The organism is Flavobacterium glaciei (genome assembly GCF_003350545.1).
GTDB classification, from domain to species: domain Bacteria; phylum Bacteroidota; class Bacteroidia; order Flavobacteriales; family Flavobacteriaceae; genus Flavobacterium; species Flavobacterium glaciei.
In genome coordinates this window covers 1-24,604 of record NZ_QQBA01000001.1, presented here as the reverse complement: position 1 = coordinate 24,604, position 24,604 = coordinate 1, and the positions used below count along the sequence as shown (strand labels likewise).

Genomic DNA, 24,604 nt, shown 5'->3' with positions numbered 1-24,604 from the left:
TTCATGGTAAACGTTCCGGCGCCTTGAGCCGTTTGCGACTTACGAAGACGAGTATTTTCCTTTAAACGAAAATACAATCTAAAAACGGTAATTCCACTAAATTCGCAAATGGTGCAAGGCGTGTGTTATGCACAGTTTATGTTAATGGAAGTATTATTTCAAAGATGTTTTCTTCATATTCACTTCCATTATATTTCATGTTTTTCGAATGATTTGTATCTATTTTTAGATTTAAAATACCTCCATTTAATTCAATAAAATTTTTTATAATATACATTCCTGTTCCACTACCATTAAGACCTAAATAACATGAAAGCTCACCTGAAAAACCTTCATTAAATATTTCATCTAATTCATATTCGTAAATTCTTAGGCTTAACATTTTAAAAGTAATTATTAATTGTTTTGAATTTAATTTGCTAAAAGTTATATTTAGAGTAGAGTGGGGACAAGTATATTTTGTACAATTGTCAATTAAATGAACTAAAGCAACAGTAATAGTTTCATAATCAACATTTACTTCATCGTAGCAATTTTCAATTTCGACAACGACATTGTTTTCTATAAATGAATCCCAAAATGCTGATAAAGTAGCTTTAATTAATCTATGAATTGAATGTGATAACTTTTCTAATTTTTCATTATTAAATTTATAAAGTCTGTCATATACACTTAATTCTGCTTGAATTAATTTGTTATTTTTTATTATTTTTAAAAGTGAACTACTACTTTTACTTACATTTAAAGTTAAGTTACTTTTAATTGTATCGATTTGTGATTTAGTTCCTGACGAATTAGAATATGGGTCTAAAATATTTTCGGATGCTTGTATGCAATGTGCGTTATATTTTTTTAAATTATGTGTTAGTCTATCGGTAATAGTTATAAAATCTTTTGAAAGCTCTATCTTTAAATCTTTGAAAGTTTCTATAAAATCATGCAATAAAATCGCTTTGCTTTTCCAAATTCTTGTAGAATCAACAGCTTCATTTATGCATAATAATACTTCAATATCTCCTTTCTTAAAAACTCCACGCCTTCTGAACTCTTTTTTTTTGTTACAAAAATACTTTTCTGTCTGATTTGGAATTAAATTGTCTAAACAGCAATCATTTAAATCGATATTTTTAACTAATATTTTACCGTTTTCTTTAATAATAAACCTCATGGTGAAACAGAATGTGTTAAAAAAGTTTTTATTATTGTTCCAATTATAGAACCAGACTGAGCTGTTACTTTAAATGCTTTAAGGACCTTATCGGAATCTATTTCACCTTTATTTTGAACTTTTAATAAGTTAGTTTTAATTAAACTTAATTCTAAAAATTCTCCTGTTTCGTCTTTTACAAGTTTTTGAATTCTCTGAATGCATTCTTCGAGAGAAAAAGCTTGATTTGCAAATTTTTCGGTTAATTTTAAAAATTCGTATGTATCCGCATTTTTCCTTATTCGAGCATCAACAATTGATAAGGTATTATCAAAAATATCTCTTTTACCTTCAGAAGAATAAAGGATGACAGCTTTAGATGGATATTTTTCCTTTAATGCTCTTGCTAATCCAAGACCTTCGTCAGGAAAATTTAATTTTTTACCAACACCTTGAATATCAACAAAAAAAATATGAGTTTTTTCTACATCTGCATGGTCAAGATCCTCAATATCTTTAACTCTTGAACATTGTCTCCATCCATTTGTAGAAATTTTTTCTACAACTTCAAATTTTATATCATCTATAAACAAAATTTTAGTTACACGTTTTATATCGTCTAAACTGCGTTGTGGTATATTAGGTTTTTTATAAAACCAATTTAGTATATTCATCTATTTATTTGTTTTTATCGTTTATGGTTAAATTGTGCATAACTTGATTATAGTCGATACAAACCTTCGTATATACACCCAAATATGGGTAGATAGGCGAAGGTTTGTTTCGCTTTATTGATTTCCAAATATATTCAAATTTTCTTACAAATTATCAAAAGGTATTTTATTTAATAAGGTGCTTTTTTGAATAATAATATTAAGATTTTAGTTGTTGTTAAACCAAATATCGCGTGATGGATTACTTCACTTTTTTGATATTTTTCATAGGAGTTCAGTGAACTTCGTTTGTAGTGGAAATCCTTTTATGAAGCGCAGCGGAGTAAAAGATTACAACGAATAGCCCGACCTTTTTAGGGCACGCCCAAGCCTAAGCACTAAATTGTACATGCATTTTTGAACGCTATAATTGTCTCCTTTTTCTCTTAAAAAGTTGGTGTAATTTGATTTTCATTCCGATAGCTTTTGGGACACTTTTTTACTTTATAGGTTGAAAAACATTTTTTTGATGTAGATTTCAAATTAACCTATCTTTGCCAGCCGAACAATCGGGTGAAATACGTTACTATGAAGTTTGATTTATTAAAAAAAGACCCGCAGTCTAAAGCCAGAGCGGGAAGCATTACTACTGATCACGGGGTGATTGAAACTCCAATTTTTATGCCTGTGGGTACTGTGGCTTCGGTAAAAGGAGTGCATCAGCGGGAACTGAAAGAAGATATCAACCCGGATATCATTCTGGGAAATACCTACCACTTATATTTACGACCACAAACGGAAATCTTAGAGAAAGCCGGTGGTTTGCATAAATTTATGAACTGGGACCGTAATATTTTGACGGATTCTGGTGGATACCAAGTGTATTCCCTTTCGGCTAATAGAAAAATTAAGGAAGAAGGCGTGAAGTTCAAATCGCATATTGATGGTTCCTACCACTTTTTTACGCCAGAGAATGTGATGGAAATTCAGCGTACCATTGGTGCCGATATTATCATGGCTTTTGATGAGTGTACGCCGTATCCGTGTGATTACAACTACGCAAAACGCTCGATGAAAATGACGCATCGCTGGCTGGATCGTTGCATCAATCACCTCGATACCTTACCTTTTAAATATGGGTACGAACAAACGTTTTTTCCTATTGTTCAAGGAAGTACCTATAAAGATTTACGCGCACAATCAGCAGAATATATTGCGAATTCTAACCAGCAAGGAAATGCGATAGGCGGACTATCAGTAGGGGAACCTGCCGAAGAAATGTACGCAATGACTGAAGTGGTTTGTGAAATCCTGCCGGAAGACAAACCGCGTTACCTGATGGGCGTGGGAACTCCTATAAATATCTTGGAAAATATAGCTCTTGGAATCGACATGTTTGACTGTGTGATGCCTACGCGTAACGCCAGAAACGGAATGTTGTTTACAGCAAATGGTACGATAAATATCAAAAACAAAAAGTGGGAAGCTGATTTTTCTCCAATTGACGAAATGGGAATTACGTTTGTAGATACAGAATACACGAAAGCGTATTTGCGTCACCTTTTTGCTGCCAATGAATACTTGGGAAAACAAATTGCAACGATACACAATCTTGGTTTTTATATGTGGTTGGTTCGTGAGGCCAGAAAACATATCTTAGCAGGCGATTTCAGACCATGGAAAGAAATGATGGTGAAAAATATGAGCCAGCGTTTGTAAAATAATTATGAATTATAAATTATGAGTTAGCTCGTAGTTCATAATTTATAACTCATAACTCATAATTTAAAACATGCTTACAATAATAGACAAATACATCCTAAAAAGATATTTAGCCACATTTGCGGTGATGCTATTGTTGTTTATCCCCATAGGAATTGTCGTAGACGTATCGGAGAAGATCAATAAAATGCTGGAAAATAAAGTTCCATTTATGGAGATAGCACTTTATTATTACAACTTTACGGTTTATTTTGCCAATTCTCTTTTCCCTATATTTTTGTTTTTATCGGTGATTTGGTTCACGTCAAAACTGGCCAATGATACGGAGATTATTGCTATTTTAAGTTCGGGAATTTCATTTACACGATTTTTGAGACCGTATATTATAGGCGCATCTATCGTTTCTGTTTTTGTATTACTAATGGGTTTCTTTGTGGTTCCGGCGGCAAGTGAAGGTTTTAATAATTTCAGATACACCTACTTAAAAGGAGGCGGAAGGGAAGCCATGCGCGGTGATAATACGGATGTGTATCGCCAAATCAACGACAATGAGTTTATTTATGTAAACAGTTTTAATACTGAGTCTAAAACCGCATTTAATTTCTCCTTAGAAAAGTTTAAAAACGAAAAATTAGTTCATAAAATCACGGCCAGCAGAATTAAATGGAATCCTAAAGACAGTACTTATACGATGTATGATTACACGAAAAGAACTGTGGGTGTACTGAATGATAAAATTGAAAAACTTCCCCAAAAAGATGCTGTTTTCACTTTTGATTTAGAGGATTTAACGCCAGTGGTTTATATCGCAGAAACCTTGAGTTTAGGAAAATTGAATGCTTTTATTGAAAAAGAAAGAGAAAGAGGTTCTTCTAATATCAATGTGTATTTAGTGGTTTTATATAAGAAATATAGTATTCCGGTTTCCGCATTTATACTAACTATTATTGCGGTTGCAGTTTCTTCTATGAAACGAAGAGGCGGAATGGGAACAAATCTGGCCATAGGAATAGCTCTGGCTTTTGCCTTTGTATTTTTTGATAAAATATTTGGCGTAATGGCCGAAAAATCCAGTATTCCTCCCATGTTAGCGGTATGGTTGCCTAATATTGCTTTTGGAATTTTAGCCATTTATCTACTACGAAATGCAAAACGATAATTTAAAAAGTTATTTAAACCTCCATTTGATTGTTTTTATTTGGGGTTTTACAGCTATTTTAGGCGCTTTAATTACCATAACAGCAGATGCTTTAGTTTGGTATCGCATGTTTTTTGCCGGTGTTTTTCTGGCGTTGTTTTTGGTTTTCAAAAAAAAATCATTTCAAATTCCTTTAAAATCGTTTTTCAAATTGATTTTCGTCGGGTTATTGATAGCGTTACATTGGATCTTTTTTTTCAAGGCGATTCATGTTTCTAATGTGTCAATAACGTTATCCGTTTTCTCGTTGGGTGCTTTTTTTGCATCAATTCTTGAGCCTTTGTTTTTTGGTCGAAAGGTTTTGTGGTACGAAGTCTTTTTTGGACTCATCATAATCGCTGGACTAGCACTGATTATGAAAGTCGAAATCAACTATCTCAATGGTATGTTATACGCTTTGGCATCCATAATATTAGGTGTTTTATTTACGTTAATGAACGGAAAATTGATTGCAGATCACGATCCTTCAGTAATTTCCTTTTATGAATTTCTAGCAGGTGTTTGTTTTATTTCGATTTATTTTTTGTTCCAAGGGAAATTCACCACAGACTTTTTTGTACTCACGGCTCATAATTGGATTTTAATTCTGATTTTGGCTTCTGTTTGTACAGCTTATGCCTTTACGGCTTCAGTAAAAGTGATGAAAAAGTTAACGCCGTACACGGTAATGCTGACTACTAATCTAGAACCCGTTTATGGGATAGTATTGGCGTATTTTATTCTTGGCGGAAAAGAGAAAATGAGCTTTGAGTTTTACATCGGTGCATTAATAATTGTAATCACTGTAATCCTTAACGGAGTTATAAAACACTATCAAAAGAACAAAAAAGAATAATTTTCTCATTGTTTTGAGAAGCAAACTTTTACACATAAATAGAATATTTACCATTTCGAACGATATAAAATTTTATATTTGCGGTTCGAAATAAAAACAAAAACGCAAAAATCCTATGGAATATTTAGATTTTGAGCTTCCAATAAAAGAACTAGAAGAGCAGTTAGACAAATGTCTCGTTATTGGTCAGGAATCAGATGTTGATGTAACGAATACTTGCAAACAAATCAACAAAAAGTTAGAAGAGACTAAAAAGCAAATTTATAAAAACCTTACTGCCTGGCAGCGTGTCCAACTTTCTCGTCATCCTAATAGACCTTACACTTCAGAACACATTTCTAATCTTACAAAAGGAACTTTCTTAGAACTTTTTGGTGATAGAAATTTTAAAGATGACAAAGCCATGATTGGTGGTTTAGGTCAGATAGATGGACAATCATTCATGATTGTGGGTCAACAAAAAGGAATCAATACTAAGATGCGTCAGTATAGAAATTTCGGGATGGCAAATCCAGAAGGATATAGAAAAGCGTTGCGATTGATGAAAATGGCTGAGAAATTCGGCATTCCTGTTTTGACTTTGATTGACACTCCGGGAGCTTATCCTGGATTAGAAGCCGAAGAGCGTGGACAAGGTGAAGCGATTGCTAGAAACATATTTGAAATGATTCGTCTAAAAGTGCCTATTATCACAGTAATTGTTGGTGAAGGAGCTTCTGGAGGAGCATTAGGAATAGGTGTTGGTGACAGAGTATATATGATGGAAAACACTTGGTATTCTGTTATTTCTCCAGAATCATGTTCGTCTATTTTATGGAAAAGCTGGGAATACAAAGAACAGGCTGCTGAGGCCTTAAAGTTGACTTCTGCTGACATGAAAAAACAAAAATTAGTAGATGATATTATTCCAGAACCTTTAGGTGGTGCACACTATGATAAAGAGACTACTTTCAAAACGGTGGAGCAATATATCATGAAAGGTTTTAATGAATTGAAAGACTTATCAACAGAAGAATTAATAGCTCAAAGAATGGATAAATACAGCAGAATGGGCGAATATAAAGAGTAAAATCTTACAAATCAATCTTTAATCCGTCTCGTGCTAAAACCCTAGAACTAGACGGATTTTTTTTGGGTTATAAACAAAAAATAGTTACTTATGAACAATAGTTTGTAACAACTCAATGACAATATTTTTTTAATTTTTGCTACTTTCGTTCTATGGAAAACTTCAGAAATATAAACCCTGTAAAGGTGGATAAAACAACAATTATAAGCTTAGAAAAAGGGAAATTGCCACCTCAAGTTCTCGATTTAGAGGAGGCAGTGCTGGGTGCCATGATGATTGATAAAAAAGGAGTTGATGATGTAATTGATATTTTACAGCCTGATGCTTTTTACAAAGATGCACACAAACATATTTTTGAGGCTATTGTACAGCTGTTTACAGAAACACAGCCTATTGACTTATTAACCGTTTCTGCTCAACTTAAGAAAAATGCAAAATTAGAGTTAGCAGGCGGTGATTTTTACTTAATTCAGCTTACGCAAAAGATTTCCTCTTCGGCACACATTGAATTTCACTCCAGAATCATTTTGCAAAAATTTATTCAGCGTAGTTTGATTCGAATCTCTTCAGAAATCATTGAAGAATCCTACGATGAAACGACAGATGTTTTTGATTTATTAGACAGAGCGGAATCCAAATTATATGAAGTAACACAAGGAAATATCAAACGAAGCTCCGAAACAGCTCAGAGTTTAGTGTTACAGGCCAAGAAAAGAATCGAGGAAATTGCCGGCCAAGAAGGATTGAGCGGTGTTGCAACCGGATTTGATAAATTAGATAAGATTACTTCGGGTTGGCAACCTAGTGATTTAATTATTATAGCGGCAAGACCAGCAATGGGTAAGACCGCATTCGTATTATCGATGGCTAGAAATATGGCAATTGATTTTGGGATGCCAGTTGCCTTATTTTCTCTTGAGATGGCATCGGTTCAGTTGATTACTCGTTTGATATCCTCAGAAACAGGTTTGTCTTCAGAGAAATTGCGAACCGGGAAACTAGAAAAACACGAATGGGAACAATTGAGTACAAAAGTTAAAAATTTAGAAAAAGCACCATTGTTTATAGATGATACACCTTCATTGTCTATTTTCGATTTAAGAGCTAAAGCAAGACGTTTGGTTTCGCAACACGGCATCCGAATCATCATTGTTGATTATTTGCAATTGATGACAGCCGGAGGAAACGGAAAAGGTGGCGGAAATAGAGAGCAGGAGATTTCAACCATTTCCCGAAACTTAAAAGCATTGGCCAAGGAATTAAATGTTCCGGTTATAGCACTTTCGCAATTGTCGCGTGCGGTAGAAACGCGTGGATCTAGTAAAAGACCTTTGTTATCGGATTTACGTGAATCTGGGGCGATTGAGCAAGATGCCGATATTGTATCGTTTTTATACCGTCCGGAATATTATAAAATTGACGAATGGGATGATGATGAAGCTTCACCAACGACTGGACAGGCAGAAATAATGATTGCTAAACACCGTAATGGTAGTATAGAAAACGTTCGATTGAAGTTTATTGGACATTTAGGAAAGTTTGATAATTTAGAAGATTTTAGTGGAGGATATGATGATTTACCTTCAAGTATGAATCAAGATGATAATCCTTTTATTACTAAAAACTTACCATCGGCTAATGAAGCTTTTGGCAGTAATTTGAATGATTTAGATGATGACAGTGATGTGCCCTTTTAATAGTATATTGTAATTGTATAAAAATGCCCTCAAATGAATATTTTTTGAGGGCATTTTTTTGTAAAAAATTATCACTATGTTATTAATGAAATCATAATGTTATTTTATTGAAAAAAATTGAATAACTTAGCTTCGCTTATTTAATAAATTAAGTACTACAAAACTAACCTAAAATAAACTCATGATTATGGACAACGAAAATTTCCCAGGGTCAATTGAAATTTCATTACAAACTGCCGAAAAATGGACCAAAGCGTTTCAAAACAATATTGAAATTGAGGATTCTAAAAAGAAAGTAAATGCTTTTTTAATTCCAAGAGAAAGTCTTGAAGCAGTATTAGCTCTTAAAACAGAAGCTGTGCGTGCTTATATGGGTATAAATGATAATAATGAAAAAACACTCTTGTTTGTAGGAGCAAACAAAGATGAAACAGGGATCTATAGAGACGTTTTTGGAACTTCGGAAACTGAAAAAGAACCTAACGAAGATGAAGATATTAGTATTGTGTATGATGCTTCTAGACCTTGCCCTCCATATGGAGATCCTAACAGTCCACTTCAAAATTGATACTAATAAATTTGATATTTGTTTATTTAGGATATTTTATATTACTACTAAACTTTTTTTTATATTGGCGAGGTTTTTCTAAATATGGGAAAACCTTTCAGTATCTTGTTTATTATCTTACAATTTTGGTAATTGCACAAGTAAGTATGGAAATTTTAGTACTTCAAAGTATAGATAATTTATATTTCGTTCATGTTTACTTTATAGGTCAGTTTTTGTGTTTGGGATTTTTTTACAAATCATTAATGAAGACAAAAACACAAGTTGCTATAATACAATACAGTATGCTTGCAGGTTGTGTAATACTTATAGTTGATTATACAATCAATCCTGAACAATTTTTTAAGTTTAATTTACTTGAAATTGCTCTTACTTCACTACTTGTAGTTTTGTATGCCGTAATGCATTTGTACAACATGTTATTAGAGAAGAAGCAGTATTATTATTTAACTATAGGAATAATTACTTATTTATTAGCAAGTACTGTTTTATTTTTTGTAGGAAATTTAACAATTGGTTTGAGTGATGCTGTTAAGTTTTTGACTTGGACGTTAAATTCGTTTTTAATAATTCTTTTTCAATTGCTTATTTTAGTTGAATGGAAAAAAAGTTTTTACAAAAAAGCAATTAAAAATTAACTTATGTTGAAAAATTTAGCGAATGAGAAAGAAATAGTAGAGATCATTTTTTACATCTCTGGTTTTTTTATTGTCATTGCGGTGACTTTAATTTTATTTTTCTATTTTTCAAGAAAGAAAATAATTCAAAAAGAATTAGAAAAGAAAGACCTAGAGATTCAGTATCAAAAGGAACTTTTAAGTGCTGTAATTATTACGCAAGAAGAGGAACGCAAACGTATTGCACAAGATTTACATGACGATATTAGTTCTAAGCTAAATATAGTTTCTTTAAACAGTTACCTACTTACGGCACCTAACTTAACCGAAAATGAAACACTTGGGATTACAAAAACTATAATTGAGCTCACGAGCAAAGCACTTGATAATTCTAGAAAAATTGCACACGGTTTGTTGCCTCCCGTTTTAGAAAAATTTGGACTTCATGCTGGAATCGAAGAGTTGTGTTTAGAATTTAGCAGTTCTAAAGTAGTTGAAATACAGTATGAAAATAAAACGAGCTTTGATATTACTGATAACGATAGGCACTTGCATGTATTTAGAATTTTGCAGGAATTAATGAACAATTCATTACGTCATGGAAAAGCATCTACGATTTCGATAGTTTTCGAAAAAAAAAATGATGTGTATTGGTGTTTTTATTCGGATGATGGGATTGGTTTTGAAATGAAAAACAACGAAAATCAGAAAGGTTTGGGAATGAAAAATATAGAAAGTAGAATTGCATTTTTAAATGGTAAGATAACTTTTGAATCATCGATAAATAAAGGAATTTCAGTAGTTTTTAATTTTTAAGAAATGAGTAAAACTATTCAAATTATACTGGTTGATGATGAGATTCTTTTTAGAAAAGGAATCTCTTTTTTATTAGGACGCGATTCAAATATTGAGATTATCTTTGAGGCTTCTAATGGTGACGAACTAATTTCTTTTCTCCAAAACAATAAAAATAGTCATCCAGATATTATTATCATGGATTTAAAAATGCCAATAATAAATGGAGTTGAGGCTACTAAAATCATTAGAAAAGAATTCCCGGAAATCAAAATCATTGCGTTGACCAGTTATGATTCAAAATCTTTTGTAGCTAATGTGATTGATGTAGGTGCTGTTTCATATTTGATAAAAAATGCAACACCACAAGAATTACTCACTACAATAAATGAAGTTGCCTCAAAGGGATTTTATTATACGGATTATGTCATGCAAATCATTCAGTCTGATATATTAACAAATAAAAAGACCAAGAGTAATTTTGATAGCAACTTTCTTAGTCCACGCGAGATTGAAGTTCTTAAATTAATTTGTATCCAAAAAAGCACGGTGGAAATTGCGGAGCAACTTTTTATCAGTCCAAGAACAGTTGAAGGGCATAGAAATAATTTGTTGCTGAAAACCGAATCTAAAAATATTGCTGGATTAGTGGTCTACGCCATCCAAAACGGATTAATGTTACTGAATAATTAATTTTATAAAGGAATTGATTACGTTTTTTTGAAAGTAAGCTTCAATAATTTTGTAGTAATCAGAAGCTTTTTTGTAGGTTTTAAATGGGAGTTTTATATTTCTTAATACTTCAAGATAAATTGTTTCCAATTGTTTTTTTTCTAATTTATTTCAAAATCAATTAATAAAATATAGCTCGTGCCATTTTGATTTTTTTATTTTTAAATTTCTTTTTCTATTTTTTTAAGGTGCTATGGAAATAAGAATTCAAAGTAGTCATACAATCTTTTTTATTCATCCCTATTTACACTATTTTAAGTTTGGTTTGATATAAAAATTTCTGATTGTTGACAATATCCCATCCTGATTTAGTATCAGCAAGGTTCTTTTCTGATAAAGAGGTATAAAATTTTGCAATAATGGATTATCGTAAATATACTTTAAAGTGATTTTTTAATTAAAAATATGGTGATAACACATTACATAAAATGTAATTATAAGTATTACCAATATGAATATTGCAGCATTTACAATAATATTTTTAAAATTGACGGGTCTATTTTTTTCTGTTGAATTCATAGTTTTTTTTTAATTTAATGAATTGTAAGCATTTACTAAAGTATGAATAGAAAATTGCTTGGTTATGCGTATTTTTACGTGTTTTATCTATAAACTTTTTAGGAATAGATTTAATCGTTAAATTTTACGTTTATAAATAGCTTACTTTCTATCTTTGAGGTATAAAAATTAAAAATCGATGTCGAAATCCTTTCTATATATTCTTATTTTTTTGCTGAGTATAACAGCAAAAGCTTCTTTTATTTTGTTGCCAATGGATGAATCAAGTCAACAGAATCATCTCAAAGCATACGGAATAACTTATTGGTGCTTAGATAAAAATTATAAAGCCAGTTGGTTGCTTAACTATCGTGGAGGTTCTTTTTTACTGCCAGATGCGGAGGAAATACGCAAAGAATGCCAAATTAGAGGAGTGAGTTTTGAAGTTATTTCAGATGGTGATGAATTAGCAATTCTGAATGAAATTTCTAGTCCCTCTCAAAATATGGAATCTGTTGTATTAGAAAAAGCACCTAAAATAGCAGTTTATACTCCAAAAGGGAAACAACCTTGGGACGATGCTGTGACTTTGGTACTGACTTATGCAGAAATCCCATTTACTCCCATTTATGATGAGGAAGTTTTAACTGATCAATTGTTACTTTATGATTGGTTGCACTTGCATCATGAGGATTTTACAGGACAATATGGTAAATTTTATGGTGCTTATAAAAATGTACCTTGGTATATTGAGCAAAAGAAAGATGCAGAATCACTTGCAAGTAAATTAGGATTTCCTAAAGTGTCTCAAGAAAAAGGCGCCGTTGCAAAAAAAATCAGGGATTTTGTAATAGGAGGAGGTTTTATGTTTGCCATGTGCTCTGCTACGGATAGTTTTGATATTGCTCTAGCAGCGGATGGGGTAGATATTTGTGAAGCAATGTTTGATGGAGACCCGAGTGAAGGAAATTATCAATCAAAGATGAATTACAGCAATTCATTTGCTTTCAAAGATTTTACTTTAGAAAGAAGACCGGAACAATATGAATTTTCAGATATTGATATGACCTCTAAACGAAGAGTTCCTATGGAGAAAGATTATTTTTCATTAATGGAATTTTCGGCAAAATGGGACCCAATTCCTAGTATGTTATGTCAAAATCATACCCAACTTGTAAAAGGATTTATGGGTCAAACCACTGCATTTGATGTCCCTCTAATTAAATCAAATATTTTGGTTATGGGTACTTGTGAGGTCAATGGTGAAGCACGTTACATTCATGGCCAAAAAGGAAAAGGAATGTTTACATTTTATGGTGGTCACGATCCAGAAGATTTCCAGCATCAGGTGGGCGATCCTCCTACGGTTTTGGATTTACATCCTAATTCGCCAGGATATCGTTTGATTTTGAATAATGTATTGTTTCCAGCAGCGAGAAAGAAAAAACTTAAAACGTAGTATAATACAAAAGCCAATCATACTTAACTTTTCTTTCCATAAAAAATGCCCCAAATAGTGTCAAACTTTTTGGGGCATGTTCGTAATCGATTGGCTTTTGTGTTTTAGCCCTGATGGGAGTGACATCCTTTCTTTGCCTTTTTAGGCAGAGAAAGATACAACGGACAGCAGGATTAGCTCCAAAAAAAATTACACGATTCCGTGTTCGTTTTCTTTGTCTAAATATTCTTGTACAATATCGATGGCATTAGTAACAACATCGCTTAATGCGGTGATGAAACTTCCTTCTTCGGCACAATTTATAGCGTGTTTTATCGCTTCAGTTTCTTTAGGTATAATTTCATAGGTAACCGTTTTGCCTGTTTTTTTGATTCCATCAAGGATTAAATTAATGATTTCATCTTCAGTTCTTCCTCTTAGATATTTTTCCTGACGAATGATAATATGGTCAAACATTCGGGCTGCAATAGTTGCACAATCTCTAATGTCTTCATCACGACGATCCCCAACACCGGCAATAATTCCTATTTTTTTGGTAGCTTCAACACTTTGTAAATATTCTTCGACACCTTTATATCCAGAAGCATTGTGTGCAAAGTCAATTAATACTTTGAATTTTTTGAACTCAAAAATGTTCATACGTCCTGGTGTTTGCGCAGCACTTGGAATGAATGTTTGTAATGACAAGCTAATATCTTCAGTTTTGAAACCCCATAAATAACTGGCTAGGGTTGCAGCAAGCACATTAGCAATCATGAATTTTGCTTTACCTCCTAATGTTAATGGAACGTGAGTCGCGCGTTCTATTCGGATTTTCCATTCTCCTTTTTTGATGGTAATGTATCCGTTTTCATATACGGCAACTGTTTTTCCTTCTGCACAAAGTTTTTTAATAAAATCACTGTCTTCGCTCAAACTAAAATAAGCGACATTGCAATTTAAATCGTGTCCTATTTTTACACAATGTTCATCATCACCATTCAATACAGCCCAACCATTTTTTTTGATGCTTTTGACTACAGTAGCTTTTACTCTAGCTAAATCATCTAAGGTGTGAATATCACTTAAACCGAGGTGATCTTCTTGAATATTAGTGATAATTCCAATATCACAACTGCTAAAACCTAAGCCAGAACGGAGGATTCCTCCTCGAGCAGTTTCTAATACTGCAAATTCAACCGTTGGATCTCTTAAAACATATTCTGCACTAATAGGTCCTGTAGTATCGCCTTTTTCCATCATGTGATTTTGAATATAAATCCCATCAGATGTAGTGAATCCTACTTTGTAACCATTGTTTTTTACAATGTGTGCTAATAGTCGTGTAGTGGTCGTTTTTCCATTGGTTCCAGTTACAGCAATTATTGGAATACGGCATGATTTTCCCGGTGGGTATAGCATATCAATTACCGGTGCAGCAACGTTTCTAGGTAATCCTTCAGAAGGAGCTAGGTGCATTCTAAATCCGGGAGCTGCATTGACTTCGAGAATTACACCGCCATTTTCCTTTAAGGGTTGTGTTAAATTTTCGGCCATTATATCAACTCCACAAACATCGAGTCCAATAACTCTTGAAATTCTTTCGGCAAGAAATATATTTTCTGGATGCATCATATCAGTAACATCAACTGAAGTTCCTCCTGTGCTTAAGTTCGCCGTAGATTTTAGGAATACAATTTCACCAATTTTTGGTATGGTTTCTAATGTGTAGCCTAATTTTTCTAATAAATCTTCGGTATCTCTATCGACATCTATTTGTGTAAGTACGTTTTCATGTCCGTAACCTCTTCTTGGATCTAGATTCGTTGTTTTTATTAATTGCTGAATTGTATCTGTTCCGTTTCCAATTACATGAGCAGGAACTCGTTTTGCAGCAGCAACTAATTTATTATCGATTACCAATATTCTAAAGTCGAATCCGGTAATGAATTTTTCTACAATAATGCGTTTGCTATATTCTTTAGCAAAAGCTAATCCTGAAACGGCATCCTCCCAATTAGTAACATTGATTGAAGCTCCTTTTCCGTGATTTCCATCCAAAGGTTTTAACACTATTGGATAGCCAATTTTTTTTATGGTCTCTGCTAAATCGTCTTCGTCTACACAAATACTTCCGCTGGCAACAGGTATGGAAGCCATGTCCAACATTTTTTTGGTAAGCTCTTTATTGCAAGCTATATCTACGGCAATACTACTTGTTTTACAGGTGATAGTGGCCTGAAAGCGCATTTGATTGATACCATATCCTAGTTGTACTAAGGAATTAGTTCCCAATCTTATCCAAGGAATATTCCTAGAAACTGCTTCTTCCACAATACTACCAGTACTTGGCCCGAGTCTTACTCGTTCGCGTATTTCACGCATTTTCTGCAGGTCGGCATTCAAATCATAGTCTGTTCCAGCTATTAATGCTTCGGCAATAGCAACAGAAGATTCTGCTGCAAAAAGGCCTACATTTTCTTCGGTGTAACTAAAAACTACATTATAAGTTCCTGGAGTTTTAGTTTCTCGAGTTCTTCCAAATCCAGTTTCCATTCCTGCTAAAGACTGAATTTCAAGTGCAATATGTTCTATAACATGCCCCATCCAAGTGCCACGCTCCACTCTGGAAAAAAATCCACCACGACAACCTTCTGAACAACGATGTTCAATCATCGAAGGGAACATAGCTTCGATGCGTTCTTTAAATCCTTCTATTTTATTGGTAGGAAACTGTTCCATTTCTTCTAAATCCAATCGCATTTGGATTAATTTTTTTCTTTGGATGCTCCAAATATTAGGACCACGAAGTGCTTGTACTTTTATTATTTTCATAAAAACGGAAAGATTATTTTGAACTAAAAATGGATATAAATGAATTAATTTTAAATGTAATAGATTCTAACTTAGAAAATGAGCTGATTTGACACGTTTTTTTTTTTTTTTGAAAAAAAGTATAGAATCCAACTAAATTAGTTTTTTAAAAATAGGTATCAAAATTTATTGCATTAAAAATAAATATTAAATATTGAGTTTGCGATAATTTAAAAAAAAAGCCTAGTTCAGTGGCTTCTTTTAACTTTTTAGTTATTTTTACAAAATGAATATACTAGGAAAACTAATAATAATAGGAGGTGCAGTAGATAAAGGAAGTTTTACTGAAACCGATATAGATAAAAATGCAACTAGCAATTTAAACTTTTTTGAAACAGGTATTTTAAAAAGGATATTAAACGAGTCAAAACACAAAGAAAATTCACGAATCGAAGTAATTACAACTGCTTCAATCATTCCACGCGAAATAGGTCCAGAATATGTTAAGGCTTTTGAATATTTAAATGCTAAAAATGTAGATGTGCTTACTATAGAAAGAAGGGAACAAGCAGCGGATGAAGAAGTTTTAGCACGACTGAAAGCAGCAGATATTGTTATGTTTACCGGAGGAGATCAATTGCGATTGACATCTATTCTTGGTGGAACAAAATTTCATGATATTTTACTGGATAAATACCATAATGAAGAGTTTATTTATGCCGGAACTTCAGCTGGTGCAGCTGCGGCTTCTAATAATATGATTTATCAAGGCAGTAGCTCTGAAGCTTTATTAAAAGGTGAAGTAAAAATTTCAAGTGGATTAGGTTTAATAGATGGGGTTATTATTGATACCCATTTTGTACAGCGCGGAAGAATTGGAAGGCTTTTTCAAGCGGTTGTTGGTAATCCAAGAGTATTGGGGATAGGACTTGGCGAAGATACGGGATTGTTGATTACCAATAATATGCAAATGGAGGCTATAGGTTCTGGTCTGGTTATTTTAGTTGATGGTCGTGAAATAAAAGATACTAATTTAACAAAAGTTGAACTAGGTCAGCCGATATCAATCTCACATTTAGTAACGCATGTTATGAGTAAATTTGATACTTACAATCTCGAAACCCATAAAATGCACATTCAATCATCACACTACGTATAAATAATATAGCAATTTAGTATTTAGAAAACTGTCTAAATACGGAATTTGCACCCATTACATTATGAAGATAATCATACATGGAGGTTTTTTTTCGGAATCATCCACCAATCACGAAACAAAAGTTGCCAAACAAAATGCATTAGAACAAATCGTAAAGGATTCGTACAATTTTTTGAAAACGCATTCTTCATTGGAAACTGTTGTTTATGCAGTTTCGCTTTTGGAAGATGATGAATTGTTTAATGCGGGACTAGGTTCCCAAATTCAAAGTGATGGAAAAATCAGAATGAGCGCTGCAGTTATGGATGGTGTAACGCAAAAAATGAGTGGGGTTATCAATATTGAAGAAGTTAAAAATCCGATTCAAGTAGCTCAATTGTTAATGCAATATGAAGATAGAGTTTTAGGTGGGAGTGGAGCGACTAATTTTGCAAGAGAAAACGGTTTTGAACCTTTTTCTACAGAAACTCCTCAACGTAGAGCTGAATACGAAGCAAAGTTAAAATCACTTGGAACTGGTACTGTGGGTTGTGTAGCCTTGGATTCAAATGGTGAGATAGCGGTAGCTACTTCAACAGGAGGAAAAGGATTCGAAATTCCAGGACGTATTTCTGATTCAGCCACAGTAGCGGGGAATTATGCCAATTCTTTTTGTGGAGTGAGTTTGACAGGAGTAGGTGAGGACATTGTTAGTAATGCAACCGCAACTAAAATTGTGACTCGTGTTACTGATGGTTTTACACTACAAGAAGCATTTGCTAAAACGTTTAATGAACTTAAGCCTTACGATGGTTTTGCGGGCGCAATTGCTATAGATAGTAAAGGAAATATGTTTCACCAGGACTCGCATCCCAGTATGGTTTTTGCCAGTTTTGACGGAGATAAATTTGAAGTCTTCGATTGATTTAATTCAAAGAAAATTCAATCCAAATAGGAATATGGTCAGATATTATTCGGGCTTCTTTTAATGAACTAAAGTTTTTATAAAATGGGATAATTCCTGAATTTATAATGTTCATTTTTGTAATTTTATAGAACATATTGTCAAATTCGGACGCCAGACATTTATCATTTTTACATTCTTTTTTCAAAGATGTTTTCTGGTTAAACAAAACAGATTGATAGCCCATAGTTTTCAGAGGGTTGAATACGGTGTGCGATTGCGGACAATTAAAATCTCCAACAAATATTAAATTCAAGTTTGGATATTCTTTTGGTAAAAATTTAAAGTATTTTATCTCGGTTTCAGGTTGTCTATTTTTTGTAATAGCGTGAAAATTAACGACGGTAAATTCCTTTTTTTGATATTTAAACGTACAAAAATAAGGCTCTCGATCAATTTCTAAATGGTATTTTTTTTCGAGCCAAGCCTTACCAATCTTTTTTATTTTACTGGTTTTCCAAATAAAAGCATAACGTTCTGTTTTGTAAGCACTACTGCTTGTAGGGTCACTAATTGTATAATCCCACTGCGCTCCTTTGCGATTGAGCTCATTAACTAATCGGGCTACAGCTTGGGCACCGCCATAACCAGCAACAACTTCTTGAATAGCAATAATGTCATAGTCATTTAGTGTTTGTGCGATAAAGTTTATCGTTTTCTCTGATTTTGATTTACCAAGATTTTCTATATTCCAAGAAACGAGCTTGGTTTGTGAAAAACAATAAATGGAAACAAGTAAAAGTAGAATAGAATAAAGAGATTTCAATTTATAGGGACTTTATTTTAAAGTTTTTTAATTTAAGAATAGTTGAAATTACGGGCTATGAATTATTAGTATCCCACTATTTAATGATTATTGAAGTGTAATATTCAGTAAATTCAGGTTTTACCTTTCATGCTAAAACTGATTTTATTGTAAAAATAGTGAAATAACTGTGAAATTTATATTTTGTGATTTTCAATTCTATTCTTTATTTTTTTGTTCTATGACTAATCAAAATAATGAAATTTTATTTTATCTCCTTTTCCAAATACTATATACTAAATAAATAATAAAAATAAAACCTAAAATAATTATTGTGATATGTGCAGCGTATAAAAAATTAGATTTTAAAATAAAAAGTGACGACTTCATAGGTTTGATTTTTTATTGAGTTAAAACGAGATATTTAAAAATATAGTTTTACTTTTTTTGTATTAGCTGTAAAATATAATTAGGGTTTATTCTAAAACATAATGATTTTTTTTGGAGTAGATAATTTTTCCTTTTTGATGTCTGGAAAGATGTTTTACTCGAGGTTTTTCGTCAGATAGGTCGAAAGTGTTTTCTATTGGATCGTCAAATTTTTTTAATGTATAATTGTTTCTATTGATTATTGGATACTTTTCATCCTTGTCATATTGCATATTCCTTAGTTTTTCAGGTTGTTTTTTTGAAGTATAAGCGAATGTTGCTATGAATAATAATAGCCCTAGAATAATTATGTTTTTCATTTATTTTTAAATGGTTTTTTAACTACAACATGCATTCACTATTTTTTCTCGAATTTTAAAAACTTTATTAATTTGCTTTTTGGTTAATAACTCTTTTTTTACGCCTTTATTCAGTTTTTCGCTTAAGACCTCGGATTTTACTTTTAAGTAGGGGTATTTTGATAATGAAACGCTATTACCTTTAAGAGATTTTTTATAATGTAAGAGGTATTCTTTGACATAATTATTATATTCCTTGATTTTTTTATCCCATTTATCAAGAATTATTTCCTCTTTATTTTTTTCTTGCACGTTCTGAAAGGTATTAGTTTCGCTTTTCTTCATGACCTAAATTTTTTTAGATTATCAAAAGTAGCTTTGATTAAAGAGATTATCTTACGGGATTCCGTACTCTATTAATAAAATATAATAATTTAGGAAGGTATGGTGTTACGCCACTTATTAAATATTCTGAATTAGTACATTTAAATTAAAGAGCATTAGATTTTTATCCAATTACTAGCAATCCAATCTAATAATTGAGTTCGGTAGATTTCTTGTTCTAAATTGGGATGTTGTAAAAAACTTTCTACTCTTTGAAAACTTGCTCGGGTTTGAGGGACCTTATATTTTTTTAGAAACTGATTACAGAAATGAATTACTTCCAACTCTTCTGATTTATCAACATAAATCTTATCAAGAACTTCAATGGTTTTAGGAATATCATTAGAATCTATTGTTTGTGAATATCCAGTAAATGCTAAGTCTTCTCTAGTAAAATCTGCCATTTTATATGATTTAAAATTATATTAGTCAAACTTAATATCTTTAGAAATCATATTTTTACGGGAAACCGTAAAAGAGGTGTTTATTTTAAAAAATAGAGCAGATTCAACTGTAAGATTTGAAATTGTCTATTTTCATAAATTGTTTTATCAATTTTTCTTTTTTTCTTTTTTTTGAGTTTTTTAAACTAAACCTAAATCTTTTGTAATAGCTATTAGGTGTACATTATTATTGGCTTTGAAATAGATTTTTAATTTATTGATACGTTTTTCGAGACTGCTGCTCCCATTTGGAATTATTCCGGAATCTTTAAATTCTGATGAAATTTCTTCCAGAGTTAAGCCTTTGGACAATGATTTTAAAAGTGAAATGTCATAGGATTCAATTTCAAAAAGTGACTTATCTCTTAAAGCATGAGATATTTCAGCTGATGGTTTTATTTCTTCATTATTGTATAGGTGTTGAATCGATTTTTTTAGCTCAGGAATGCTATCTCTTCCTTTACATACATAGGCATTAATTCCCAAGTTATTGAATAATGATTTTATTCTAAAAGATTTGTCTTCTATAGAGAATACAATAGTTTTGATGTTGGGTTGTACTTTTTTTACAGCCTCAATTAATTCTTCACCGGAGTTCAGCTTATTTTCTCTATGATCTGGTTTAAATGATAAATCACTAATTAATAAATCATAGGGCTGATTGTCATGAAGTGCTTTTTTTATTTTTAAAAAAGCATCATCACAGTATTTGGCATGGTGAATTTCTAATATAGAAACTTCTTCCAAAGCTTTAACAACTGCTATGCTAATACTATCTAAATCTTCGGCTATTAAAACTTTGTGGAACATTGAATTGAGTTATTATATTGGAATAATAAATTGTACTTTAAATCCTTTATTTGATTTAGTTTCAAAAGTAATTATTCCTTTTATAGCCTGAATACGGTTTTCCACATTTTGAAGACCATTTTTTGAATTTAATTGTTCTATTGTTGTTCCAACTCCGTTATCGGTATAATTTATCTGTAATTTTTTTTCATTTTGTTTGAAAGTCAGTACAACTAAACTGCATTGACTATGTTTTTTCATATTGACAAGCAATTCTTGAAGTATTCGATAAACAATAATTTTTTTATTACTCTCTATAGCCAACCAATCAACCAAATCGATACCATTTGTTAAAACATTGACATTATCAGTATTGAATCCTGACATCATTTCTTTTAAATGAGACACAAATAATGTTCCTGTTTCTACTGTGCTGTTTTCACGGGATATATTTCGTGTTCGGGAATAAATAGTATCCAGATTAGTTAGTAATATTTCTTTATTCTGGCTGGTAGATAAATCTTGTGTTTCCGCAAAAGCCATAGTATGATAGACATCATTCGATAACTCATCATGAAGTTTCTTAGCAATTCGAGTTTCAGTATCGTACGAGGTTTTTATTTTTTCTCTTTTGTTTTTGGCTACTAGATAATTATATATAGTTACACTTATCATAATTATAATTCCAATAATTAAGTATAATATTAAATTTCTGTTTTTTTGTCGTTCTAACAGAAGTGCATTTTCCGCCTTTTGCGTTTTTAAATTTAGGTTTTCTTCCCTCTCTTTCTTGGAATCGTATTTGATTTTGGCAAATTGATTCTTGGCCTTTTGTCTGACTTTATTGATGCTGTCATTGATGTGCAGGTGTAATATGGAGAATTCTTTCGATTCATTTCCCGAGCTGTTCTCTATTAATAATGCTAATGATTTTAAGCGATCATCTACACTATTTATTTTAGTTGCTTTTTCATACGCTAAATGTGCATAATCATTAGATGGTTTGGGTTTGTTTTTTTTATGAAATTCTGAAAGATGCATATAACTTGCGATCATTCCAAAGTCATCTTTTATCTGTTTTCTTATTTTTAAAGATTGATTTAAATGGTCAAGACTTTTTGAATTACCTATTTTATAGTAGGAAAAGCCTAAATTATCGAGAACTCGGGCATAGTTTTCGGAATTATTAAGAACTTCTTTTTTTAGAGTCAGAGGCATAAGGGTTTGTATGGCGCGCTGATATTCGTGCCTGTCCATATATACAACTGCGACATTGTTTTGAAGAATTGCTTTTTGTAATTCATCTGTAGCTTCTTGATAAGCTAGGTTGTAATTAGTAATAGCATTGTCAAAATCCAATAGGTTCTCATAATTGATACCCAATATATTGTAAACAGCACACTTGTAATAGGGATTTGTGGTTTTTTGGAAAAAAGAAATGGCTTCAGTAGCCGTAGTTTCACTACTTGAATAATCGCCTTCATTTTGTTGAATAATGGACATTTTCAGTAATGAATATATTATCTTTTCACTATCCGTAGTTACATTACAAGCTAATTTTGATTTGTTGTAATAATAAAAGGCACTATCATTTTCTTGATTTGCCATGTGTTTTTCTGCAAGAGTTAAATAGGCAGAATAATTAGTATTGGTTTTAGGTTTGCTATTATTTGGTTGTTCCTTTTTACAGGAGGACAACGTATAAAACGTTGCCAGTAAAAGAATGATAATCGGGAAATGTAACTTTTTTTGTACCATTTCCCGAAAATACAGATTTTAATTAGAATATGAAAACGGTCTAATCAACAATTTACATTATCGTTTTGGAGGAGGAATGGGAGTTTGCCCATTTTGTCCACCAATATCGTCAGCTTGGACATCTGCAACTATTTGTTTATCATTATTGTTTGGAGTTGTTTCCATTTCATCATTGGTACAGGAAACCATCCCAACGCTTACGATGATATAGCATGATACTAAAATTATTCTTTTCATTTTTTCATTTTAAAAATTAGACATAGTTTGGCCTGTTCGATATTTAAATCGAATCATGCTAGTAGCAATCATTGTGAAATCTATGAACTGCGGTTTTGCTTTTTGGGAAGTGAAGTGAGCTGTAACAGAATCGTTTGGTTATACTTCCCGAATAAACTTGCTATACTGTTTAGCGACACTTTTTTTAGAACTAGTTTTGTACATTTGTCCTTATTGCAATTCAAGACATGAACTAATTCTGAAGCAAAGGAATGTGGTCTTTGTTAGTTGATTTCTAAGAAATTCCGGTAATTCCAGTAATTCGGTTAGATTCCGTTTAATGTTTGTTAATGCCTGTAAATGCTTATGAATAAAATTACTTTTGAAGAGTATAAGAGTGCGATTAAAAGCCAATATGAAGAAAATAAATATGTAGATGTTTCGGGTATTTTATTAAATCCTACACCAGCTCAATTGCGAAATCTTTGCTTAATGATTTTCGATAATTCGTTGTCTAAATCAGATGAAAATGTATTTAAATTATTTTTTAATTTAAAAGAAGAACAGTGTATAAGGAAGTGTATTGAAAATTATGATATTGCAAGATTTAGGCCTATAATTTCTTTTTTAAAAGGGGAAAAAGATTCTGAGAATACAACAAGAATTGAATTGGCAGCCATTCTTATTGATTTTAATCCAAGACCTTATAATAAATATTTGCTTAATGGAAAAATTGATGCAAGAGGAAAATCAGAAGCTTCTACATTAGTCGAAGTAAAGGAATTGATAGAGAGTAATTCTGAAGAAAGAAGAACGGACGAGAAAGCAGGAGCAACAAATAAAAGTTTAGCAAAAAAAGCAACCATTTTTTTTGCTGTATTGTTATCCTTGTTTTTTATGGGATATACTGTAAAAGGGCTGTTTTTTCCGGAAAAGGAATGCATGATGTGGAAAGAAAATCATTACGTCGCAGTTGAATGTTTAAATGATACTGGAGTACTAGGGCAGATTATCCCTATTGATGAAAATGTGATGAAGTTAAAAAAATTGGATTCTAATAAGAAGCTGAATTTCTTTAATAACGATAAGCCTATTGTTTGGTATTACAAACATGATGGAGTTGTAGAACTTTTTAATGCTCCCGGATTACATCCTATAAATGAGAAACCATTAAAGCCTATAACTAAATATATGATTAAGAAATACAATTTGAAGGAATGAGGATACCATTTGGAGCTGAAGATAAATCTAGTCTTTGCATCTTCTCTTTAATTCCATCCAGCATGAATTGCCTTTAGCTTTAGCTGTGAGAAAAAGGGATTCTAAAGTGGTTTTACCTAAAAGACTATGGATTGACTATTTTAGCAAAAAAAGACACCTCACAGAAAACAAAAAAAAACCAATCTTTCGATTGAGGTTTCTATATAAGTAAGTAATCTAAATTGAGTTTATAAAACGTTTATTTTACTTTGTTAAGAATTGCTTTGAAAGCATCTGGGTGGTTCTTTGCTAAATCTGCAAGAACCTTACGGTTCAATTCAAGAAAACGTAAGGGTATATTGAGGGCACTGAAAAACTTCGCTTATTTTGATTAGAGTCGTTTTTTAGACAATAAAGAAACGCTTATAACAGGATTTTAAACATCCGTTATAAGCG

General features: G+C 32.0%; 23 protein-coding genes and 1 pseudogene. 13 read left to right on the top strand and 11 right to left on the bottom strand.

Going from position 1 to position 24,604, the window contains the following annotated elements; translation table 11 throughout:
• Positions 1 to 136: 136 nt before the first annotated feature.
• Positions 137 to 1,168 carry a histidine kinase gene (locus tag DFR66_RS00115; RefSeq protein WP_114752855.1) on the bottom strand — a complete coding sequence of 344 codons (1,032 nt, stop codon included), beginning with the start codon at positions 1,166 to 1,168 and terminating at the stop codon, positions 137 to 139.
• On the bottom strand, positions 1,165 to 1,821 hold the full coding sequence (locus DFR66_RS00110; RefSeq protein WP_114752854.1) for a hypothetical protein: 657 nt from the start codon (positions 1,819 to 1,821) through the stop codon (positions 1,165 to 1,167). Before DFR66_RS00110 ends, DFR66_RS00115 begins: the two co-directional genes overlap by 4 nt.
• Positions 1,822 to 2,388: 567 nt before the next feature.
• On the opposite strand from DFR66_RS00110, the gene tgt reads away from it, so the two are divergent.
• From tgt to DFR66_RS00060, 10 genes are all read left to right on the top strand, one after another.
• Positions 2,389 to 3,519: a tRNA guanosine(34) transglycosylase Tgt gene (tgt, locus tag DFR66_RS00105; RefSeq protein ID WP_114752853.1), complete on the top strand. Its 1,131-nt coding sequence runs from the start codon at positions 2,389 to 2,391 to the stop codon at positions 3,517 to 3,519.
• 73 nt (positions 3,520 to 3,592) lie between these two features.
• Positions 3,593 to 4,681 carry an LptF/LptG family permease gene (locus DFR66_RS00100; protein ID WP_114752852.1) on the top strand — a complete coding sequence of 363 codons (1,089 nt, stop codon included), beginning with the start codon at positions 3,593 to 3,595 and terminating at the stop codon, positions 4,679 to 4,681.
• Entirely contained in the window at positions 4,668 to 5,555 is an 888-nt protein-coding gene (locus tag DFR66_RS00095) for a DMT family transporter (protein WP_114752851.1), read from the top strand. Before DFR66_RS00100 ends, DFR66_RS00095 begins: the two co-directional genes overlap by 14 nt.
• Before the next feature lie 115 nt (positions 5,556 to 5,670).
• A complete protein-coding gene (locus DFR66_RS00090; protein ID WP_114752850.1) occupies positions 5,671 to 6,624 on the top strand; it encodes an acetyl-CoA carboxylase carboxyltransferase subunit alpha in 954 nt (317 codons plus the stop codon).
• A 152-nt stretch (positions 6,625 to 6,776) separates the two neighbouring features.
• Positions 6,777 to 8,321, top strand: a complete 1,545-nt coding sequence (dnaB, locus tag DFR66_RS00085) for a replicative DNA helicase (RefSeq protein WP_114752849.1) — start codon at positions 6,777 to 6,779, stop codon at positions 8,319 to 8,321.
• A 187-nt stretch (positions 8,322 to 8,508) separates the two neighbouring features.
• Positions 8,509 to 8,889 carry a hypothetical protein gene (locus DFR66_RS00080; RefSeq protein WP_114753157.1) on the top strand — a complete coding sequence of 127 codons (381 nt, stop codon included), beginning with the start codon at positions 8,509 to 8,511 and terminating at the stop codon, positions 8,887 to 8,889.
• A 245-nt stretch (positions 8,890 to 9,134) separates the two neighbouring features.
• Positions 9,135 to 9,527, top strand: coding sequence for a hypothetical protein (locus DFR66_RS00075; protein WP_242008602.1), 393 nt, complete (start codon positions 9,135 to 9,137; stop codon positions 9,525 to 9,527).
• Positions 9,528 to 9,530: 3 nt separating this feature from the next.
• Positions 9,531 to 10,322 (top strand): sensor histidine kinase, encoded by a 792-nt coding sequence (locus tag DFR66_RS00070; protein WP_114752847.1) that lies wholly within the window; start codon positions 9,531 to 9,533, stop codon positions 10,320 to 10,322.
• Positions 10,323 to 10,325: 3 nt separating this feature from the next.
• Positions 10,326 to 10,994, top strand: coding sequence for a response regulator transcription factor (locus DFR66_RS00065; protein ID WP_114752846.1), 669 nt, complete (start codon positions 10,326 to 10,328; stop codon positions 10,992 to 10,994).
• A gap of 736 nt (positions 10,995 to 11,730) precedes the next feature.
• Positions 11,731 to 12,990 carry an asparagine synthetase B gene (locus tag DFR66_RS00060; RefSeq protein ID WP_114752845.1) on the top strand — a complete coding sequence of 420 codons (1,260 nt, stop codon included), beginning with the start codon at positions 11,731 to 11,733 and terminating at the stop codon, positions 12,988 to 12,990.
• A gap of 189 nt (positions 12,991 to 13,179) precedes the next feature.
• On the opposite strand, the gene cphA is transcribed toward DFR66_RS00060, so the two are convergent.
• Positions 13,180 to 15,804, bottom strand: coding sequence for a cyanophycin synthetase (cphA, locus tag DFR66_RS00055; protein ID WP_114752844.1), 2,625 nt, complete (start codon positions 15,802 to 15,804; stop codon positions 13,180 to 13,182).
• 265 nt (positions 15,805 to 16,069) lie between these two features.
• Between cphA and DFR66_RS00050 the strand changes: the two genes are divergently transcribed.
• Both DFR66_RS00050 and DFR66_RS00045 read left to right on the top strand, forming a co-directional pair.
• Entirely contained in the window at positions 16,070 to 16,942 is an 873-nt protein-coding gene (locus tag DFR66_RS00050) for a cyanophycinase (protein WP_114752843.1), read from the top strand.
• A 61-nt stretch (positions 16,943 to 17,003) separates the two neighbouring features.
• The gene (locus tag DFR66_RS00045; RefSeq protein WP_114752842.1) at positions 17,004 to 17,846 is read left to right on the top strand and encodes an isoaspartyl peptidase/L-asparaginase; all 843 of its coding nucleotides are present in this window, start codon (positions 17,004 to 17,006) and stop codon (positions 17,844 to 17,846) included.
• 1 nt (position 17,847) lies between these two features.
• Here the strand turns inward: DFR66_RS00045 and DFR66_RS00040 are convergent, their stop codons facing one another.
• The 7 genes from DFR66_RS00040 to DFR66_RS13790 all read right to left on the bottom strand — a co-directional run bounded on the left by DFR66_RS00040 (position 17,848) and on the right by DFR66_RS13790 (position 22,969).
• The gene (locus DFR66_RS00040; RefSeq protein WP_114752841.1) at positions 17,848 to 18,651 is read right to left on the bottom strand and encodes an endonuclease/exonuclease/phosphatase family protein; all 804 of its coding nucleotides are present in this window, start codon (positions 18,649 to 18,651) and stop codon (positions 17,848 to 17,850) included.
• A 455-nt stretch (positions 18,652 to 19,106) separates the two neighbouring features.
• Positions 19,107 to 19,379 carry a hypothetical protein gene (locus tag DFR66_RS00035; RefSeq protein WP_114752840.1) on the bottom strand — a complete coding sequence of 91 codons (273 nt, stop codon included), beginning with the start codon at positions 19,377 to 19,379 and terminating at the stop codon, positions 19,107 to 19,109.
• Between the two features lie 18 nt (positions 19,380 to 19,397).
• Positions 19,398 to 19,703: a hypothetical protein gene (locus DFR66_RS00030; protein ID WP_114752839.1), complete on the bottom strand. Its 306-nt coding sequence runs from the start codon at positions 19,701 to 19,703 to the stop codon at positions 19,398 to 19,400.
• A gap of 155 nt (positions 19,704 to 19,858) precedes the next feature.
• On the bottom strand, positions 19,859 to 20,146 hold the full coding sequence (locus DFR66_RS00025) for a hypothetical protein (RefSeq protein ID WP_114752838.1): 288 nt from the start codon (positions 20,144 to 20,146) through the stop codon (positions 19,859 to 19,861).
• 180 nt (positions 20,147 to 20,326) lie between these two features.
• On the bottom strand, positions 20,327 to 20,995 hold the full coding sequence (locus tag DFR66_RS00020) for a DNA-binding transcriptional response regulator (RefSeq protein ID WP_114752837.1): 669 nt from the start codon (positions 20,993 to 20,995) through the stop codon (positions 20,327 to 20,329).
• Between the two features lie 12 nt (positions 20,996 to 21,007).
• Positions 21,008 to 22,732 (bottom strand): tetratricopeptide repeat-containing sensor histidine kinase, encoded by a 1,725-nt coding sequence (locus DFR66_RS00015; protein ID WP_146841063.1) that lies wholly within the window; start codon positions 22,730 to 22,732, stop codon positions 21,008 to 21,010.
• Positions 22,733 to 22,789: 57 nt separating this feature from the next.
• Positions 22,790 to 22,969 carry a hypothetical protein gene (locus DFR66_RS13790; RefSeq protein ID WP_146841061.1) on the bottom strand — a complete coding sequence of 60 codons (180 nt, stop codon included), beginning with the start codon at positions 22,967 to 22,969 and terminating at the stop codon, positions 22,790 to 22,792.
• A gap of 345 nt (positions 22,970 to 23,314) precedes the next feature.
• Between DFR66_RS13790 and DFR66_RS00010 the strand changes: the two genes are divergently transcribed.
• Positions 23,315 to 24,169: a hypothetical protein gene (locus DFR66_RS00010; RefSeq protein WP_114752835.1), complete on the top strand. Its 855-nt coding sequence runs from the start codon at positions 23,315 to 23,317 to the stop codon at positions 24,167 to 24,169.
• Between the two features lie 238 nt (positions 24,170 to 24,407).
• On the opposite strand, the pseudogene DFR66_RS00005 reads toward DFR66_RS00010, so the two are convergent.
• Positions 24,408 to 24,491: pseudogene (locus DFR66_RS00005) on the bottom strand (50S ribosomal protein L20); the annotation flags it as partial.
• Positions 24,492 to 24,604 lie beyond the last annotated feature (113 nt).